Origin of the sequence: Burkholderia sp. 4M9327F10 (genome assembly GCF_005503145.1) — a bacterium.
In the GTDB taxonomy this organism is placed as follows: domain Bacteria; phylum Pseudomonadota; class Gammaproteobacteria; order Burkholderiales; family Burkholderiaceae; genus Paraburkholderia.
Genome location: NZ_SCNV01000010.1, coordinates 111,302 through 127,195 on the forward strand (window position 1 = coordinate 111,302; position 15,894 = coordinate 127,195).

The window sequence follows — 15,894 nt, forward strand, 5'->3', positions numbered from 1 at the left end:
TTGCGCCGCCATGTCATCTACTTCTGTGCTTGCCGATGTGCCGCTGTTTCCGCTGCATACGGTGCTGTTCCCCGATGGGCTGCTGCCCCTGAAGATTTTCGAAGCGCGCTATCTGGACATGGCGCGCGGCTGTCTGCGCGAAAAAACGCCGTTTGGTGTGTGCCTGCTGAAAAGCGGCGGTGAAGTCGCGCAGCCGGACGAACCGTCCGTGCCTGAGAACATCGGCTGCCTTGCTGAAATCGGCGAGTGCGATGTCGAAACCTTCGGCATGCTGCTGATCCGCGCGCGCGGCACGCGGCGCTTCAAGCTGCTGTCGCATCGTGTGGAGCCCAGTGGCCTGCTGGTCGGCATGGCCGAGCCGCTGTCCGACGACGTGCCTCTTGAAGGCAACGAGCAGTTGGCCAAATTCGGCGCCTGTGCCGAAGTGCTCGAGCGGATCATTGCGACGATCCGCGAGCGCGATCCGGATAGCCTGCCGTTTGCCGAGCCGTTCAAGCTCGACGATCCGACCTGGGTCTCCAACCGGCTTTCCGAAGTGCTGCCGATTGCGCTAAAGGCGCGGCAGAAGCTGATGGAATTGCAGGATGCCGGCGCGCGTATCGATGTGGTTCATCACTACATGCAGCAGCATCAATTGCTGTGAGGGCGCCGGCGCGGCAGCGTTGAGGCCCACGCGCGCATCCAGATTCACATCCACAGCAGGTGCTACAGCAAAGATCCGTGCAGGCCGTCCAGCAGCTTGCGCACCGGCGCCGGCACGCCGTACGCGTCGATATCGCGCAGCGCGACCCACACCGTCTCCGCATCGCCCAGTGCCAGCCCCGCCCGGCCCGCTCCTGCGCGGTTCAGCTCTGCGAGACGCGGTTCGATATCCAGGCGGAAATGCGTGAACGTGTGGGTGAGCGGCGCGAGCGGGGAAACTGCGCCATCGCCGCCGAACTCACGTGCACGTTCTGCCAAAGCCGCTTCATCGCCCGCTTCCGGCAAGCTCCACAGCCCGCCCCAGATGCCGGACGGTGGCCGTTTTTCGAGCATCACTGCATCGCCGTCGCACAGCACCAGCATCCATGTGCGGCGCGTCGGCACCGCTTTTTTAGGCCGCGCGGCGGGCAATTGACGCTGCCGGCCGGTCACATTTGCCACGCAATCGGGTGCGAACGGGCAGCGTTCGCAGTCGGGCTTGCCGCGCATGCACAGCGTCGCGCCAAGATCCATCAGCCCCTGGGTATAGGCGCTCACGTCGGCTTTGCTGGCGTTGGACGGCAGCAGCGATTCGGCCAGCGTCCACATGGCGTTTTCGACACGCTTTTCACCCGGGAAACCTTCGACGCCGAATACGCGCGCCAGCACACGCTTTACGTTGCCGTCGAGAATCGTTGCGCGCGCGCCGAATGCAAACGACGCGATCGCAGCCGCCGTCGAGCGGCCAATGCCGGGCAGCTCAGCCAGCGCCTCGACCGAAGCCGGAAACGACCCGCCATGCAGTTCGACCACCGCCTGCGCACAGCGGTGCAGATTGCGAGCGCGCGAGTAATAGCCAAGACCGGCCCACAGGGCCATCACATCGTCGATCGGCGCCGCGGCCAGTGCGGCAACATCCGGAAAACGCGCCAGAAAACGCGCGTAATAGGGGATCACCGTCGACACCTGGGTCTGTTGCAGCATGATTTCCGACAACCAGATGCGATACGGGTCGCGCGTGTTCTGCCAGGGGAGATCGTGACGGCCATGCTGGCGCTGCCAGGCAATCAGGCGCGCGGAGAAATCGGCCAAAGCCGGTTTGTCGGACAGAACGGGCACGGTGGCCGCGGAAGACGGCGTTAAGCGTGAGGGCATCGAGAAATTAGCGCTGGCAGGTCGGACAGAAATAAGTGGAGCGCTGCCCCTGCACGATCTGTTTGATCGGCGTTCCGCACACACGGCACGGCAGCCCCGCGCGATCATAGACGAAATAATCGAGCTGGAAGTAGCCGCTTTCGCCATTGCTGCCGACAAAATCGCGCAACGTGCTGCCACCTTTTTCGATCGCAGCGGCTAGCGTGACGCGTACCGCGTCGGCCAGCAGGCCATAGCGGACCAGCGATACGCGGCCGGCCGGCGTCGTGGGCCGGATACCGGCGCGAAACAGGCTTTCGGATGCGTAAATATTGCCAACTCCCACCACGATCTCGCCGGCGAGCAGTGCCTGCTTGACGGAGACCTTGCGGCCGCGCGTCAGCCGGTGCATCAATGCGCCGGAAAAGGCTGAGGAAAACGGCTCGACCCCGAGTCCCGCCAGAAGCGGATGCTCCAGCACGTCCCCATCCTCGCGCGCATGCCAGAGCACAGCGCCGAAGCGCCGCGGATCGCGATAGCGCAGAATGAACTCGTCGAAGATCCAGTCGATATGATCGTGTTTCGCCGCGACCGGCAAATGCGGCAGGTTACGTAGCACTCGCAGCGTACCCGTCATGCCAAGGTGCACAATGAACCATCCGGCGTCGATTTCGAACAGCAGGTACTTGCCGCGCCGCTCGACCTTATGCACCACATGGCCCCGCAAGGTTCTCGCAAGGTCGGCCGGAATCGGCCAGCGCAGCGCGGCTGTGCGGACGTCGACGCGTTCGACCCGGCGTCCGGAGACATACGGTTCAATTCCTCGTCGGGTAACCTCAACTTCTGGCAACTCTGGCATGTCTAACTGGTCTGCAACTTGCGTGAGTGGTTGTGCGCTTATTGTAGCGAGCGCGTTACAATCGTCCGAAACATTGAACGGATTTCCATGAACTTGTCCTTCGTGAAGCTGTTTTCGAAGCGCCCGGCGCGCACTTCCCGCGTGCCGCACGCCGTGTCCGCCCGCCGTCTGCTCGGCGCGGCAGCGCTAGCCTTGTGGGCGCTCGCCGCCGTGCCGGCGCATGCGCAAGACCCTTCTCCGGATTCGGACGACAACTCCGTTTCCATCCCGGATGCGCTCGGCGGCCAAACGGCGGACGACCAGAAGGATCTGCCCGGCGTTCCGCTGACGAGCCAGATCGTGTTCCAGGTGCTGGCGGCGGAAGTCGCCCTGCAACGCGACCAGCCGGCGCCGGCGTATCAGACCTATCTCGCGCTTGCGCGCGATACGCACGATCCGCGCATGGCGCAACGCGCCACCGAAATCGCGCTCGCCGCGCAGAGCCCTTCTGACGCGCTGGCGGCTGCGCAATTGTGGCAGCAGTATGCGCCCTCGTCCGAACGCGCGTCGCAACTCGATGCATCGCTGCTCGTTCTGTCGGGCAAGCCTGACGACGCCGAACCGCTGCTCGCGCGCGAGCTCGCCAAGGTGCCGGACCAGAATCGCGGCAGCGCGATCCTCGCCCTGCAACTGCTGATCTCGCGCGGACCGAATCGCGTGGGCGGCCTGCATGTGCTGCAGGATCTGCTGAAGAACGACCTGAACCGTCCCGAAGCGCAACTGGCTATCGCCCGTCAGCAGATCGTGGCTGACGACGCGCCGGGCGCACGCAAGTCGCTCGAGCAGGCGCTCACGCTGAAGCCCGATTACCTGCCGGCTGCGTTGACGCTGTCGCAGATGGGCCCGGAAGAGCGCAAGGAAGGCATCGCCTCGCTCGAAAAATACGTCGCGCAGAATCCGAAATCGCATGATGCGCGCCTCGCCCTGGCGCAGATGTATCTCGCCAGCGACCGTCTCGACGACGCGCAAAAGCAGTTCGAGGAGATGCACAAGGACAACGCGAACGACCTGACGCCGATGATGGCGCTCGCGCTGATCAGCATCCAGAAGAAGGATTTCCCGACCGCGCAGACCTATCTGCAGCAGTACGCACAGAAGGCGGAGAAGACGCCGGGCGCCGATGCGGGCCAGGCGTATATCTATCTCGCGCAGCTTTCGCTCGAACAGAAGAACGAAGCGGCCGCCAGCGACTGGCTCAACAAGATTTCGCCGACCAGCCAGCAATACATTCCCGCTCAGATCACGCGCGCCCAGTTGCTCGAAAAGCAGAACAAGCCTGACGATGCCCGGAAGCTGCTCGCCGGCCTGCAGGCGCAGGACCCGCGCGATCAGGCCTTGATCGCCCGCACCGACGCCGCCATCCTGTTCGACTCCAAGCGTTATCCGGAAGCCGAAGCACGGCTCGCGCAAGCCACCGCCGACTTCCCGGACGACCCCGATCTGACCTACGACTACGCAATGGCGGCCGAGAAGAACGGCCACTACGACACGATGGAAGCGCAGTTGCGCAAGCTTATCGAGACACAGCCGGACAACCCGCAGGCTTATAACGCGCTCGGCTATTCGCTGGCGGACCGCGGCGTACGGCTGCAGGAAGCGGACAAGCTGATCCAGAAGGCCTCGTCGCTGGCGCCGGACGATGCGTTCATCATGGACAGCGTGGGCTGGGTCAAGTACCGCCTCGGCGATAATTCGGATGCGCTCAAGCTGCTGCGCAAGGCCTACGATCTGCAGCCGAACGCGGAAATCGGCGCGCACCTGGGCGAAGTGCTGTGGAAGAGCGGTGCGCAGGATCAGGCGCGCGACGCCTGGCGCGAAGCCCGCAAGCTGGAACCTGACAACGATACGCTCCTCAAAACGCTCAAACGTTTTCAGGTGAACGATCTCTGATGCTGATTTCGAACCTCCCTGTCCGCTCTCTTCGCTTGTTCGCTTATTCCCAGGCGCCGCGCCGCGCGGCGCTTGGGCTCGCAGCAGCGGCTGCCGTTTCGCTGGCCGGGTTGACTGGCTGCGCGTCGGTCAAGCCGCAGCAGCCGTCGCTGTCGAACGCCACCACCTCGCTCACTGCACAGACGAGCCGCGCCTATCACGGCCGCTTCGCGGTTCAGTACGTCGACCAGAACGGGCAGCAACGCAATGCCTACGGCAACTTCGACTGGCAGGAAGCCGGCGATACGGTCACGCTGCAATTGCGTAACCCGCTCGGCCAGACGCTCGCCATCGTCACGTCGTCGCCGGCCGCGGCCTCGCTCGAACTGCCGAACCGCCAGCCGCTCACTGCCGACAACGTGTCCACGCTAATGCAGAACGCGCTCGGCTTTGCGCTGCCGGTCGAAGGCTTGCGCTACTGGCTGCAGCCGTCGGCGGCGCCTAGCTCGCGGGCGAAGACCGAAAACGATCCGCAGGACCCGTCGCACCTGAAGGAAATCGTCCAGGACGGCTGGACGATCGACTACCTCGCGTATGCTGACGCACCGGCCACGGGCCTGAAGCGCGTCAACCTGAGCCGCGAGGAGCCTCCGCTCGACATCAAGCTCGTGCTCGACCAATAGACCGGTCAGCGCTGTGTTGACCCAGCATTGGCTCTGCATTGGCTCCGTGTTTGCTCTGTGTTAGCCCCGTCATCTGCCCCGACTCATGATTGAAACGAACGACTCGCTGCGCGACTGCCTCGCGCCAGCGAAGCTGAATCTCTTCCTGCACATCACCGGCCGCCGGCCGGATGGCTATCACGCGCTGCAGACCGTGTTCCAGTTGCTCGACTGGGGCGACACGCTGCACTTCACGCGCCGTGACGACGGCCGCGTCACGCGCAGCAGCGACGTGTCCGGCGTGCCGGCCGAGCAGGACCTGACGGTGCGCGCCGCAATGCTGCTGAAGAGCCATACGGGCACGCAGCAAGGCGTCGACATCGAGATCGACAAGCGTCTGCCGATGGGCGCGGGCCTCGGCGGCGGCAGCTCGGACGCGGCCACTACGCTGCTCGCATTGAACCGTCTGTGGAAGCTCGACTTGCCGCGCGAAGAATTGCAGGCGCTGGCCCTCAAGCTTGGCGCCGACGTGCCTTTCTTTGTTTTTGGAAAAAATGCGTTTGCAGAGGGTGTCGGAGAAGCGTTGGAGGCTGTACAATTGCCCGCTCGTAATTTCCTTGTTGTGACGCCGCGGGTTCATGTTCCAACTGCAGCGATTTTTTCCGAAAAATCGTTGACAAGAGATTCAAAACCCCTCACAATTACGGACTTTCTTGCACAACATAGTTGCAACGCAGGATGGCCAGACAGCTTCGGCCGGAATGACATGCAACAGGTTGTCGTGGGAAAATACGCGGAAGTTGCGCAGGTGCTGGGATGGTTTGAAAACATCGCACCGGCGCGGATGACTGGATCAGGTGCAAGCGTCTTTGCAGCGTTCGGTAGTCGTGATGAAGCAGAAGCGGCGCAAGCCAAACTGCCGAGCGGCTGGAACAGCGCAGTAGCAGCAAGCCTGGATACACATCCACTCTTCGCTTTCGCGTCATAGGTTTTGCATCGTCGAGCGGTCCTACACGCTCGGTGAAGCTCAAAGTTAGTGTAGGGGAGTCGCCAAGTTGGTTAAGGCACCGGATTTTGATTCCGGCATTCGAGGGTTCGAGTCCTTCCTCCCCTGCCAAAAATTCTCGCATTTCCTCGCCCCCCAGCCAGAAGCAGGTGCATGATGAGCAGCCATGACGGCCTGATGGTTTTTACTGGCAACGCGAATCCCGCGCTTGCACACGAAGTCGTAAAAATCCTCGGTATTCCCCTCGGCAAAGCAATGGTCAGCCGTTTTTCTGACGGTGAGATCCAGGTCGAGATTCAGGAAAACGTGCGTGGCAAGGATGTCTTCGTCCTGCAGTCCACCTGCGCACCGGCGAACGACAACCTGATGGAACTGATGATCATGGTCGATGCGCTCAAGCGCGCATCTGCTGGCCGGATCACTGCTGCTATCCCCTACTTCGGCTATGCCCGTCAAGATCGTCGCCCGCGTTCGGCGCGCGTGGCGATCTCGGCCAAGGTCGTGGCGAACATGCTGGAAATCGCCGGCGTCGAGCGGATCATCACGATGGATCTGCACGCTGACCAGATTCAAGGTTTCTTCGACATCCCCGTCGACAACATCTATGCAACGCCCGTGCTGCTCGGCGACCTGCGCAAGCAGAATCACGAGAACCTGCTGGTCGTGTCGCCGGACGTCGGCGGCGTGGTCCGCGCCCGCGCACTGGCCAAGCAACTGAACTGCGATCTCGCGATCATCGACAAGCGCCGTCCCAAGGCGAATGTCGCTGAAGTGATGAACATCATCGGCGAAGTCGAAGGCCGTACCTGCGTGATCATGGACGACATGGTCGACACCGCCGGCACGCTCTGCAAGGCGGCTCAGGTGCTGAAGGAACGCGGCGCGACCAAGGTGTTCGCGTATGCCACTCACCCGGTTCTGTCGGGCGGCGCGGGCGAGCGTATCGCTGCTTCCGCGCTCGACGAACTGGTGGTGACGGATACGATCCCGCTCGGCGACGAAGCCCGCTCGTGCGCGAAGATCCGCTCGCTGACCAGCGCAGGTCTGCTGGCCGAAACGTTCTCGCGGATCCGCCGCGGCGATTCGGTGATGTCGCTGTTTGCAGAGAGTTAAGTATTTGCGAAGGCGCGGCGCGTATTGCAACATCGCACGCTGCGCTTTTGCACAATCGGCATGAACGGACGAAGGTTCGTGCCGTCGAGTCTGAGGCCTCAGCCGAATTGGCGTGAAGGCCCCGTTTTTACTGCCTGGTCGCGGGCAGTGCATTGGAGATTCAAAATGAAAGTAGTCGCTTTCGAGCGTTCCCTGCAAGGTACGGGTGCGAGCCGCCGCCTGCGTATTACCGGCAAGACGCCGGCAATCGTTTATGGCGCTGGTGCTGAACCGCAACTGATCGAACTCGATCACAACGCGTTGTGGCACGCCCTGAAGAAAGAAGTTTTCCACTCGTCGATTCTCGATCTGGAAATCGGCGGTAAGTCGCAACAGGTTCTGCTGCGTGACGTGCAATACCACCCGTTCCGTCAGCTCGTGCTGCACGTGGACTTCCAGCGCGTCGATGCATCGAAGAAGCTGCACACCAAGGTGCCGCTGCACTTCATGAACCAGGAATCGAACCCGGCAGTCAAGCTGTCGAGCGCGGTGATCTCGCACGTTCTGAACGAAATCGAAATCGAGTGCCTGCCTTCGGCACTGCCGGAATTCCTCGAAGTCGACCTCGCAAAGATCGAAGCTGGTCACACGATGCACGCCAAGGACATCGTCCTGCCGGCTGGTGTCGCACTGGTTGCACACGTTGAAGCTGAAAACCCGGTGGTCGCATCCGCGACGATCCCGGCTGGTGCGATCGCTGAAGGCGACGCTGCTCCTGCCGCAGGCGAAGGCGAAACGCCGGCTGCGTAAGCTGCATACAGCGAGCAATCCTCTCGATCCGTTTCAATGGAACGGACGATGTGACCCGCCGAGGTTCTCCCCGGCGGGTTTTTTTTCGGTTTCTTTCGGGTCGCGTGGCACACTGCCGGCCTTTAACCCATCATGAATCAATCATGATCAAGCTGATCGTAGGGCTCGGCAATCCGGGCGCCGAATACACTGCGACGCGTCACAACGCCGGTTTCTGGCTGGTCGATCAACTGGCGCGCGAAGCCGGCACCACTCTGCGCGACGAGCGGCGCTTTCACGGATTCTATGCAAAGGCGCGTCTGCACGGCGAAGAGGTGCATCTGCTGCAGCCGCAAACCTTCATGAACCGCTCGGGTCAATCCGTGGTCGCGGTTGCGCAGTTCTTCAAGATCCTGCCCGATGAGATTCTCGTCGCGCACGACGAACTCGATCTGCCGCCGGGCACCGTCAAGCTGAAGCTCGGTGGTGGCAGCGGCGGCCACAATGGACTGAAGGACATCTCCGCGCATCTGTCGTCGCAGCAGTATTGGCGGCTGCGTATCGGCATCGGCCATCCGCGCGATCTGATTCCCGAAGGTGCGCGCACGGGGGCGAAGCCGGACGTTGCCAACTTCGTGCTGAAGCCACCGCGGCGCGAAGAGCAGGACGTGATCGATGCGTCGATTGAACGGGCACTGGTGCAAATGCCGCTCGTCGTGAAAGGTGAGATCGACCGTGCAGTGATGCAATTGCATCGCAGCGCGTGAGAGCTTGTCGCACGCTAAAGCGCTAACCAAGGTCAACAAAGGAGCCAAGCTTGAGCCGCTACTGGAGTGACATCGTCCACCGTCTGACGCCATATGTGCCGGGCGAACAGCCCGCGCTCGCTCATCCCGTCAAGCTGAACACCAACGAGAACCCCTATCCGCCGTCGCCGCGCGTGCTGGAGGCGATCCGCCAGGAACTCGGCGAGAGCGCGGAAACGCTGCGCCGCTATCCCGATCCGAGCGCGCGCAAGCTGCGCGAGACGGTTGCTGCATACCACGGCATCCGCGCGGAACAGGTGTTCGCCGGCAACGGTTCCGATGAAGTTCTCGCGCTCACCTTCCAGGCGCTGCTCAAGCACGACAAGCCGATCCTGTTCCCAGACATCACGTACAGCTTCTATCCGACGTATGCACGGCTCTTCGAGGTCGAGTACCTGACCATTCCGGTGGACGACGCCTTTGCGATTCGCGTCGACGACTACGCCTTGCCCAACGGCGGCGTACTCTTGCCGAACCCGAATGCGCCGACCGGTCACCCTTTGCCGCTGAGCGAGATCGAGCGGCTGGTGGCGCAGCATGGCGACTCGGTCGTGGTGATCGATGAAGCGTACGTGGATTTCGGCGGGCAGTCGGCAATTGCGCTGATCGACCGCTATCCGAATCTGCTGGTGGTGCAGACCGTCTCGAAGTCACGCTCGCTGGCGGGCATGCGGGTGGGCTTTGCGTTTGGGCATCCGGCCCTGATCGACGCACTGAACCGCGTGAAGGACAGCTTCAACTCCTATCCGCTCGACCGGCTCGCGCAGGTCGCGGCAATTGCCGCCTATCAGGACGACAAGTGGTTCCGCGACAGTTGCGCGAAGGTCGTCGCGAGCCGCGAGCGTCTTTCTGCCGGCCTGACTGCGCTTGGCTTCAAGGTCGTGCCCTCGGGGGCGAACTTCGTGTTTGCCCGCCATGCAGGCTATGACGCGGCGACGCTCACCGCACGGCTAAGGGACAAGGAGATTTTTGTGCGCCACTTCAAGGCGCCGCGCATCGATCAGCACTTGCGCATCTCGATCGGCACCGACGCGGAAAGCGACATCTTGCTGGCAGCGCTGGAGGATGTGTTTCGCGCGTACGTGGGGTAGGCGGACGGTTACGTGTACGGCGAGACGCACGCGCCTCGCCAAAACGCCCTCGAATGAAACCTCAAGCCTTGGCGGCCTGCAACGCGTGATACTTCGCCATTAAGCCCTCAGGCGTCTCCAGGTGCTGCGGGTCGCGCGGAATGCACTCCACCGGGCACACCTGGATACACTGCGGCTCGTCGAAATGACCGACGCATTCGGTGCACTTCTTCGGATCGATCACGTAGATTTCCGGGCCCATCGAAATTGCGTCGTTCGGGCACTCAGGCTCGCAGACGTCGCAATTGATGCACTCGTCGGTAATCATCAAGGCCATACTTCTCTCACTTCACGCCGGCGCATGGCCGGCTGTCATTCCGTCAAACCGCTAGTTTACGCCGGTTACGGCTGCCCTGCCTGACCCTCTCCCTGCCCCAGCAAAGCAACCTTGTCCTTCAGCCACTTTTCGACGGACGGGAACACGAACTTGCTGACATCGCCACCCAACTGGGCGATCTCGCGCACGATGGTGCCGGAGATGAACTGGTACTGGTCCGACGGCGTCATGAACATGGTTTCAACGTCGGGCAACAGATAGCGGTTCATGCCGGCCATCTGGAACTCGTATTCGAAGTCCGACACGGCGCGCAGGCCGCGCACAATCACCCGTGCGTTGTTGGTGCGAACGAAATCCTTCAGAAGCCCCTTGAAGCTCATCACCTGCACATTGGGGTAATGGCCGAGCACTTCGTGAGCGATATCGAGGCGCTCTTCGAGCGTAAAGAACGGCTTCTTGTTGCGGCTGTCCGCGACGCCTACCACCAGCGTGTCGAAAATGCTCGACGCGCGCCGAACGAGGTCTTCGTGACCGCGCGTCAGCGGGTCGAACGTACCCGGGTACACGGCGACTACCATGAGACTTCTCCTCTCTTCAGACAAATGGGCACGCCAAGCACGCCCGCAGGGCGTGTTTGCCGCCGGTCGCGCACGTGACGGCCAGCCGTCCGGGCGCTTGTTTTAGAACGCGCATTATTCCTCATTTTCGCGTTGCAGCAAATGATAGTGGACCGCCCCGGCCTTGCCCTGCCGCACGATGGTCCAGCCCGCCAGCGCGGGCGTCTGTGCGATGTCGAGCGCATCGCCGGCTTCCACATAGAGGAATCCTTCGGCGCTCACCAGCGGCACCGCCAGTTCCAGCGCGCGGCCGAGCAGATCCGAGCCGAACGGGGGGTCGATAAACACCACGTCGAACGAACCGGGCGCAAGGCTGGCAGCGAGGCGCAAGGCGTCGGCTTCGGCAATCTCTATCGTGTTGGGCGCGAGACGGGCCTGGTTGGCGCGCAGTTGCCCGGCCGCCTTTGCATGGCGCTCCACCATCAGGACCCGTGCGGCGCCGCGTGAAGCCGCCTCGAAGCCCAGCGCGCCGCTACCCGCAAACAGATCGAGACAGCGCTGGCCGTCGAGACGCTGGCCAAGCCAGTTAAAGAGCGTTTCGCGCACGCGATCCGGCGTAGGACGCAGGCCGTCGAGGTCGAGCACCGGCAGCGGAGTGCGCTTCCAGTCGCCGCCAATGATGCGGATGGCGTGCGGCTTGCCGCGGTGGGACGGAGCGCTTTGCGCACGGGAGGCAGAAGGACGGGGCATGCAGATTCGAACAGTTAAGCAGGGTTAGGCGTTTTGCCCGCAGGCGCTCACTCGCGCCGGGGTTGGAGAGCCAACGTTACCACATGGTGACAGGCATCTCACCCTGGCCGGATGGCTAACAGGGCGTAGTCGCCTTGGGGATTGGGAGATTGGGCGGCATTGACACGCTCGCCTGATAAAATAAGCGGCTTCCAGCGCCTTGCATCCCGCATTGTCACGCTGCCTGCCGCTGCCCGCCGCTACCACCGCCCCACCGGCTGCGCGCACCGGCGCTTGCTCTCACCACGCCAGATCATGTTCAGCTTTTTCAAACGATTCACGGGTTCGAAAGAGCCCGACACAACGCCCGAAGAATCGCAGGCGGCGCCGCAGGCTGAAGCCGTCCCGGCAGGCCCGGCCTCGCCGCAGCCGGCAGGCGCCCACAGTGTGCCTGCCGCATCCGTACGCAGCGAGCCGCTCGCCACGTCGCAAGCGGAGCCTGAAGAAGAGGAAAGCGCGGTCGAAACGGTTGAGATCGTGCCGCCGCCGGAGCCTGAGGCCGCAGCGAAGAAGTCCTGGCTCACGCGCCTGAAGAGCGGCCTGTCGAAGACCAGCTCGAATCTGACGGGCATCTTCATTGGCACCAAGATCGACGAGGATCTGTACGAGGAGCTCGAAACCGCCCTGCTGATGTCCGACGCGGGGGTCGACGCCACCGAGTTCCTGCTCGAAGCCCTGCGCGAAAAGGTGCGCGCCGAACGGCTCAGCGAGCCGCAACAGGTCAAGGCCGCGCTGCGCGCGCTATTGATCGACCTGCTCAAGCCGCTTGAAAAATCCCTTATGCTCGGCCGGGCCCAGCCGCTCGTGATGATGATTGCCGGCGTGAACGGCGCGGGCAAGACCACCAGTATCGGCAAGCTCGCCAAGCATCTGCAGAGCTTCGACCAGTCCGTGCTGCTCGCCGCCGGCGACACGTTCCGCGCCGCCGCGCGCGAACAGCTCGCCATCTGGGGCGAACGCAACAACGTGACGGTCGTCTCGCAGGAAAGCGGCGATCCGGCCGCGGTGATCTTCGACGCGGTCGGCGCCGCGCGTGCGCGCAAGATCGACGTGCTGATGGCCGACACGGCCGGCCGTCTGCCCACCCAGTTGCATCTGATGGAAGAGCTGCGCAAGGTCAAGCGTGTGATCGGCAAGGCCATGGACAGCGCCCCGCACGAAGTGCTGCTGGTGATCGACGCCAACACGGGGCAGAACGCCCTCACGCAAGTGAAGGCATTCGACGATGCGCTCGGCCTCACCGGCCTGATCGTCACCAAGCTCGACGGCACGGCCAAGGGCGGGATTCTCGCGGCCATTGCCCGGCAACGGCCAATCCCGGTGTACTTCATCGGCGTTGGCGAGAAGGTCGAAGACTTGCAGCCGTTCAGCGCGGAAGAGTTTTCCGACGCGCTGCTCGGCAGCTAAACCGCCCCCCTCTCACCCTCAAACCTCACTCCGCGTCCGGCTGCACGCCGGGCGCCGCCCGCGCAAACGCGTCGAGCTGCGAAGCGTGATCGTAAATCCGCTGAATGGTCGAAAACTGCGTCACATCGACCTTGAAGCGCTGCGCGTTGAAGACCTGCGGCGCCAGACACGCATCGGCCAGCGTCGGCGTATCGCCGAAGCACAGCTTGCCGGTGCGCGGATCGCCCGCGAGATGTGCTTCGAGCGTCGCAAAACCCGCCTCGATCCAGTGCCGGTACCACTCGTTCTTGGTTTCCTCGTCGGCGCCGACCGTATGCTTCAGATACTTCAGGACCCGCAGGTTGTTCAGCGGATGAATCTCGCACGCCATCTGCAGCGCCACCGAACGCACATACGCCCGATCGGCCGGCGCCTTAGGCAATAGCGGCGGCTCCGGATGCGTTTCCTCCAGATACTCGATGATCGCCAGCGACTGCTGCAGCACATGCTCGCCGTCGATGAAGGTGGGCACCAGCGCGTCCGGATTCAGCTTGCGATACTCCGGCTTGAGCTGCTCGCCACCTTCGCGCAGCAGGTGAACCGGCGCGTAGTCGTACGGCAGGTTTTTCAGATTCAGCGCAATGCGCACGCGATACGACGCCGAGCTACGAAAATAGCTGTAAAGCTTCATTCTTGATGTCTCCTCCCCACCTCAGCTTTAGACCACGCGCACGCTGAAGTCGCCCAGTCCGTCCACGCCGCCCTTCATCGTGTCGCCCTTCACGACCGCGCCAACGCCTTCGGGCGTGCCCGTGAAGATCAGGTCGCCGGGTTGCAGTTCGAATAGCGTCGACAGGTAGGCGACCGTTTCCGCCACCGACCAGATCAGCTGCGACACATCGGAGCGCTGCTTGTCCTCACCGTTGACGCTCAGCCAGATCGCGCCCTTGTCGATCTGCCCTACTTTCGACACCGGATGGATCGGACCTAGCGGCGCGGAGTAATCGAAGCCCTTCGCGGTATCCCAGGGGCGGCCGAGCTTCTTGGCTTCGGCCTGCAGGTCGCGCCGCGTCATGTCGAGACCGAGCGCGTAGCCGTACACGTGTTCCAAAGCCGTCCCGACCGGGATATCCTTGCCGGCCTTGCCGATTGCCGCGACCAGTTCCATTTCGAAGTGGACGTTCTTCGATTGCGCGGGATACGGGAATTCGCCGGTCTCGCCGGGCGCGACATAGACAACGGCGTCGGCGGGCTTGCCAAAGAAAAACGGCGGTTCGCGGTCAGGGTCGTGCCCCATCTCACGCGCGTGCGCCTCGTAATTGCGGCCTACACAATAGATCCGGCGCACCGCGAATTGATCGCTGGACCCGACGACCGGCACCGCAACCACCGGTGCGGGAGCAAACACGTAACTCATCCCGTTCTCCAATCTTGAGTAAACGCCGCGTGTGCGGCAACAAAGCATTGAGTGTAACGCGGGGTGCGCAGGAAGGGCGCCAGCTTGCACAAACCCCGCAGATGCGATACTGACTAGAGATGCCGTCCCCACCCAGCCCACCGAACCCGATGACCGAATCAGCCGATACCGCCGCCCCCGTTTTCCCCTGCGCCCGCTTTATCAAGGAGATCGGGCGCGGCCCGAACGGCGCCCGTGCGCTGACGCCTGAAGACACTCACGCGCTCTACAGCGCGATGCTCGACGGGCGCGTCTCCGATCTCGAACTGGGCGCAGTGCTGCTGGCGTACCGGGTAAAAGGCGAAACGGCCGACGAACTCGCGGCCATGCTGGCCGCGGCCCACGCGTCGTTCGAGCCGGTCCAGATTGCGCACGGCGCCTACCGGCCGGTTTCGATCCCGAGCTACAACGGCGCGCGCAAGCAGCCGAACCTGGTGCCGCTGCTGGCGCTGCTGCTGGCGCGCGAAGGCGTACCCGTGCTGGTGCACGGCGTGACCGAAGATCCCGGTCGCGTGACCAGCGCGGAAATCTTCACCCATCTGCAGATCGCCCACGCACAGAATCATGCGGAGATCGAAGACAGCCTCGCGTCGCGGCGTCTCGCCTTTGCGCCGATCGGCGTGCTCGCGCCGAAGCTCGCGCGCCTGCTCGGGTTGCGCCGGCGTATGGGTGTGCGCAATTCCACCCATACGCTCGTCAAGATCCTGCAGCCGTTCGCCCCGCCCGGACTCCGGCTGGTGAACTACACCCATCCGCCTTACCGGGACAGCCTCACCCAGTTGTTCAGCACACATCCGGATGCGGCAGCGGGCGGCGCACTGCTCGCGCGCGGCACGGAAGGCGAAGCGGTGGCCGATACGCGCCGCCAGGTGCAGGTCGACTGGTTGCATGACGGGCTCTGCGAAACCCGCGTCGCGGCCGAGCGCTCCTCGGCGGACGCCCCCGAGGTCGAACTGCCTGAGGCGCGCGACGCCACCACCACAGCAGCGTGGATCGACGCGGTGCTGCGCGGCGAGGCGCCGGTGCCGAGCGCCATCGAGCGGCAGATCGAAGTCATCGTGGAGATCGCCCGAACCCCGGCATGACAAGCTTCGCAGGGCGCCGCGCAGCCCCATACGAGGTGGTGCAACAGCGCATTGTGCAGCGCGGCGGTTGACACACGGCCGCCCGCTCGCATACATTGGACCCCATGCGTTCCCTTCCGAGCACCCTCCGAATTACCTCCGGCCGCCTAGCGCGGCCCCTATCGCTACGTCTAGCGTAAGCCAGGCGTAGCGCCGCGCGTTGGCCGCCCCAGCGGTTCAAGCCCGGTCCTCCAAGCAGTTCCCGTAGTTCCCGCCGTTGCTTTAGTTCCTGTTTCAC

17 protein-coding genes and 1 tRNA gene are annotated in these 15,894 nt (G+C 63.3%); 11 read left to right on the forward strand and 7 right to left on the reverse strand.

Features of this window, described 5'->3' with window-relative positions:
• Positions 1-10: 10 nt before the first annotated feature.
• A complete protein-coding gene (locus FFS45_RS12735; protein WP_137955002.1) occupies positions 11-643 on the forward strand; it encodes an LON peptidase substrate-binding domain-containing protein in 633 nt (210 codons plus the stop codon).
• A gap of 62 nt (positions 644-705) precedes the next feature.
• Here FFS45_RS12735 and mutY read toward each other — a convergent pair whose 3' ends face one another.
• Together mutY and mutM are read right to left on the reverse strand one after the other, a co-directional pair.
• Entirely contained in the window at positions 706-1,836 is a 1,131-nt protein-coding gene (gene mutY / locus FFS45_RS12740; protein ID WP_137955003.1) for an A/G-specific adenine glycosylase, read from the reverse strand.
• A gap of 7 nt (positions 1,837-1,843) precedes the next feature.
• Positions 1,844-2,674, reverse strand: a complete 831-nt coding sequence (gene mutM / locus FFS45_RS12745) for a bifunctional DNA-formamidopyrimidine glycosylase/DNA-(apurinic or apyrimidinic site) lyase (RefSeq protein WP_137955004.1) — start codon at positions 2,672-2,674, stop codon at positions 1,844-1,846.
• Between the two features lie 87 nt (positions 2,675-2,761).
• On the opposite strand from mutM, the gene FFS45_RS12750 reads away from it, so the two are divergent.
• From FFS45_RS12750 to hisC, 8 genes are all read left to right on the forward strand, one after another.
• Positions 2,762-4,603 carry a tetratricopeptide repeat protein gene (locus FFS45_RS12750; RefSeq protein ID WP_137955005.1) on the forward strand — a complete coding sequence of 614 codons (1,842 nt, stop codon included), beginning with the start codon at positions 2,762-2,764 and terminating at the stop codon, positions 4,601-4,603.
• Positions 4,603-5,265, forward strand: a complete 663-nt coding sequence (gene lolB, locus FFS45_RS12755; RefSeq protein ID WP_137955006.1) for a lipoprotein insertase outer membrane protein LolB — start codon at positions 4,603-4,605, stop codon at positions 5,263-5,265. Before FFS45_RS12750 ends, lolB begins: the two co-directional genes overlap by 1 nt.
• An 85-nt stretch (positions 5,266-5,350) precedes the next feature.
• Entirely contained in the window at positions 5,351-6,232 is an 882-nt protein-coding gene (gene ispE / locus FFS45_RS12760) for a 4-(cytidine 5'-diphospho)-2-C-methyl-D-erythritol kinase (protein ID WP_137955007.1), read from the forward strand.
• 52 nt (positions 6,233-6,284) lie between these two features.
• Positions 6,285-6,361, forward strand: a tRNA-Gln gene (locus FFS45_RS12765).
• A gap of 45 nt (positions 6,362-6,406) precedes the next feature.
• Complete coding sequence (locus FFS45_RS12770; protein ID WP_137955066.1) at positions 6,407-7,363, forward strand: ribose-phosphate pyrophosphokinase; 957 nt, start codon at positions 6,407-6,409, stop codon at positions 7,361-7,363.
• A gap of 165 nt (positions 7,364-7,528) precedes the next feature.
• Positions 7,529-8,152, forward strand: a complete 624-nt coding sequence (locus tag FFS45_RS12775; protein WP_137955008.1) for a 50S ribosomal protein L25/general stress protein Ctc — start codon at positions 7,529-7,531, stop codon at positions 8,150-8,152.
• Between the two features lie 143 nt (positions 8,153-8,295).
• Positions 8,296-8,898, forward strand: coding sequence for an aminoacyl-tRNA hydrolase (pth, locus tag FFS45_RS12780; protein WP_137955009.1), 603 nt, complete (start codon positions 8,296-8,298; stop codon positions 8,896-8,898).
• Between the two features lie 50 nt (positions 8,899-8,948).
• The gene (gene hisC, locus FFS45_RS12785) at positions 8,949-10,028 is read left to right on the forward strand and encodes a histidinol-phosphate transaminase (protein WP_137955010.1); all 1,080 of its coding nucleotides are present in this window, start codon (positions 8,949-8,951) and stop codon (positions 10,026-10,028) included.
• 61 nt (positions 10,029-10,089) lie between these two features.
• Here hisC and FFS45_RS12790 read toward each other — a convergent pair whose 3' ends face one another.
• The 3 genes from FFS45_RS12790 to rsmD form a co-directional block, all read right to left on the reverse strand.
• Positions 10,090-10,344 carry a YfhL family 4Fe-4S dicluster ferredoxin gene (locus FFS45_RS12790; protein WP_090684941.1) on the reverse strand — a complete coding sequence of 85 codons (255 nt, stop codon included), beginning with the start codon at positions 10,342-10,344 and terminating at the stop codon, positions 10,090-10,092.
• Positions 10,345-10,409: 65 nt separating this feature from the next.
• On the reverse strand, positions 10,410-10,922 hold the full coding sequence (coaD, locus tag FFS45_RS12795; protein ID WP_137955011.1) for a pantetheine-phosphate adenylyltransferase: 513 nt from the start codon (positions 10,920-10,922) through the stop codon (positions 10,410-10,412).
• A gap of 114 nt (positions 10,923-11,036) precedes the next feature.
• Positions 11,037-11,651 carry a 16S rRNA (guanine(966)-N(2))-methyltransferase RsmD gene (gene rsmD / locus FFS45_RS12800; protein WP_137955012.1) on the reverse strand — a complete coding sequence of 205 codons (615 nt, stop codon included), beginning with the start codon at positions 11,649-11,651 and terminating at the stop codon, positions 11,037-11,039.
• A 294-nt stretch (positions 11,652-11,945) separates the two neighbouring features.
• Between rsmD and ftsY the strand changes: the two genes are divergently transcribed.
• The gene (ftsY, locus tag FFS45_RS12805; RefSeq protein ID WP_137955013.1) at positions 11,946-13,097 is read left to right on the forward strand and encodes a signal recognition particle-docking protein FtsY; all 1,152 of its coding nucleotides are present in this window, start codon (positions 11,946-11,948) and stop codon (positions 13,095-13,097) included.
• A 25-nt stretch (positions 13,098-13,122) separates the two neighbouring features.
• Here ftsY and maiA read toward each other — a convergent pair whose 3' ends face one another.
• Both maiA and FFS45_RS12815 read right to left on the reverse strand, forming a co-directional pair.
• Positions 13,123-13,767, reverse strand: coding sequence for a maleylacetoacetate isomerase (gene maiA / locus FFS45_RS12810; protein ID WP_137955014.1), 645 nt, complete (start codon positions 13,765-13,767; stop codon positions 13,123-13,125).
• A gap of 27 nt (positions 13,768-13,794) precedes the next feature.
• Positions 13,795-14,493 (reverse strand): fumarylacetoacetate hydrolase family protein, encoded by a 699-nt coding sequence (locus FFS45_RS12815; protein WP_137955015.1) that lies wholly within the window; start codon positions 14,491-14,493, stop codon positions 13,795-13,797.
• A 149-nt stretch (positions 14,494-14,642) separates the two neighbouring features.
• Between FFS45_RS12815 and ybiB the strand changes: the two genes are divergently transcribed.
• Positions 14,643-15,617: a DNA-binding protein YbiB gene (gene ybiB, locus FFS45_RS12820; protein ID WP_137955016.1), complete on the forward strand. Its 975-nt coding sequence runs from the start codon at positions 14,643-14,645 to the stop codon at positions 15,615-15,617.
• Positions 15,618-15,894: the final 277 nt, after the last annotated feature.

What these genes read in the sequence shown, in the direction of transcription:
- FFS45_RS12770 (WP_137955066.1), top strand. Translation starts at nt 6,407, where the DNA reads ATGAGCAGCCATGACGGCCTGATGGTTTTTACTGGCAACGCGAATCCC.
- lolB (WP_137955006.1), top strand. Translation starts at nt 4,603, where the DNA reads ATGCTGATTTCGAACCTCCCTGTCCGCTCTCTTCGCTTGTTCGCTTAT.
- coaD (WP_137955011.1), bottom strand. Translation starts at nt 10,922, where the DNA reads ATGGTAGTCGCCGTGTACCCGGGTACGTTCGACCCGCTGACGCGCGGT.
- FFS45_RS12790 (WP_090684941.1), bottom strand. Translation starts at nt 10,344, where the DNA reads ATGGCCTTGATGATTACCGACGAGTGCATCAATTGCGACGTCTGCGAG.
- ispE (WP_137955007.1), top strand. Translation starts at nt 5,351, where the DNA reads ATGATTGAAACGAACGACTCGCTGCGCGACTGCCTCGCGCCAGCGAAG.
- FFS45_RS12750 (WP_137955005.1), top strand. Translation starts at nt 2,762, where the DNA reads ATGAACTTGTCCTTCGTGAAGCTGTTTTCGAAGCGCCCGGCGCGCACT.
- rsmD (WP_137955012.1), bottom strand. Translation starts at nt 11,651, where the DNA reads ATGCCCCGTCCTTCTGCCTCCCGTGCGCAAAGCGCTCCGTCCCACCGC.
- ftsY (WP_137955013.1), top strand. Translation starts at nt 11,946, where the DNA reads ATGTTCAGCTTTTTCAAACGATTCACGGGTTCGAAAGAGCCCGACACA.
- FFS45_RS12815 (WP_137955015.1), bottom strand. Translation starts at nt 14,493, where the DNA reads ATGAGTTACGTGTTTGCTCCCGCACCGGTGGTTGCGGTGCCGGTCGTC.
- ybiB (WP_137955016.1), top strand. Translation starts at nt 14,643, where the DNA reads ATGACCGAATCAGCCGATACCGCCGCCCCCGTTTTCCCCTGCGCCCGC.
- mutY (WP_137955003.1), bottom strand. Translation starts at nt 1,836, where the DNA reads ATGCCCTCACGCTTAACGCCGTCTTCCGCGGCCACCGTGCCCGTTCTG.
- maiA (WP_137955014.1), bottom strand. Translation starts at nt 13,767, where the DNA reads ATGAAGCTTTACAGCTATTTTCGTAGCTCGGCGTCGTATCGCGTGCGC.
- pth (WP_137955009.1), top strand. Translation starts at nt 8,296, where the DNA reads ATGATCAAGCTGATCGTAGGGCTCGGCAATCCGGGCGCCGAATACACT.
- FFS45_RS12775 (WP_137955008.1), top strand. Translation starts at nt 7,529, where the DNA reads ATGAAAGTAGTCGCTTTCGAGCGTTCCCTGCAAGGTACGGGTGCGAGC.
- FFS45_RS12735 (WP_137955002.1), top strand. Translation starts at nt 11, where the DNA reads ATGTCATCTACTTCTGTGCTTGCCGATGTGCCGCTGTTTCCGCTGCAT.
- mutM (WP_137955004.1), bottom strand. Translation starts at nt 2,674, where the DNA reads ATGCCAGAGTTGCCAGAAGTTGAGGTTACCCGACGAGGAATTGAACCG.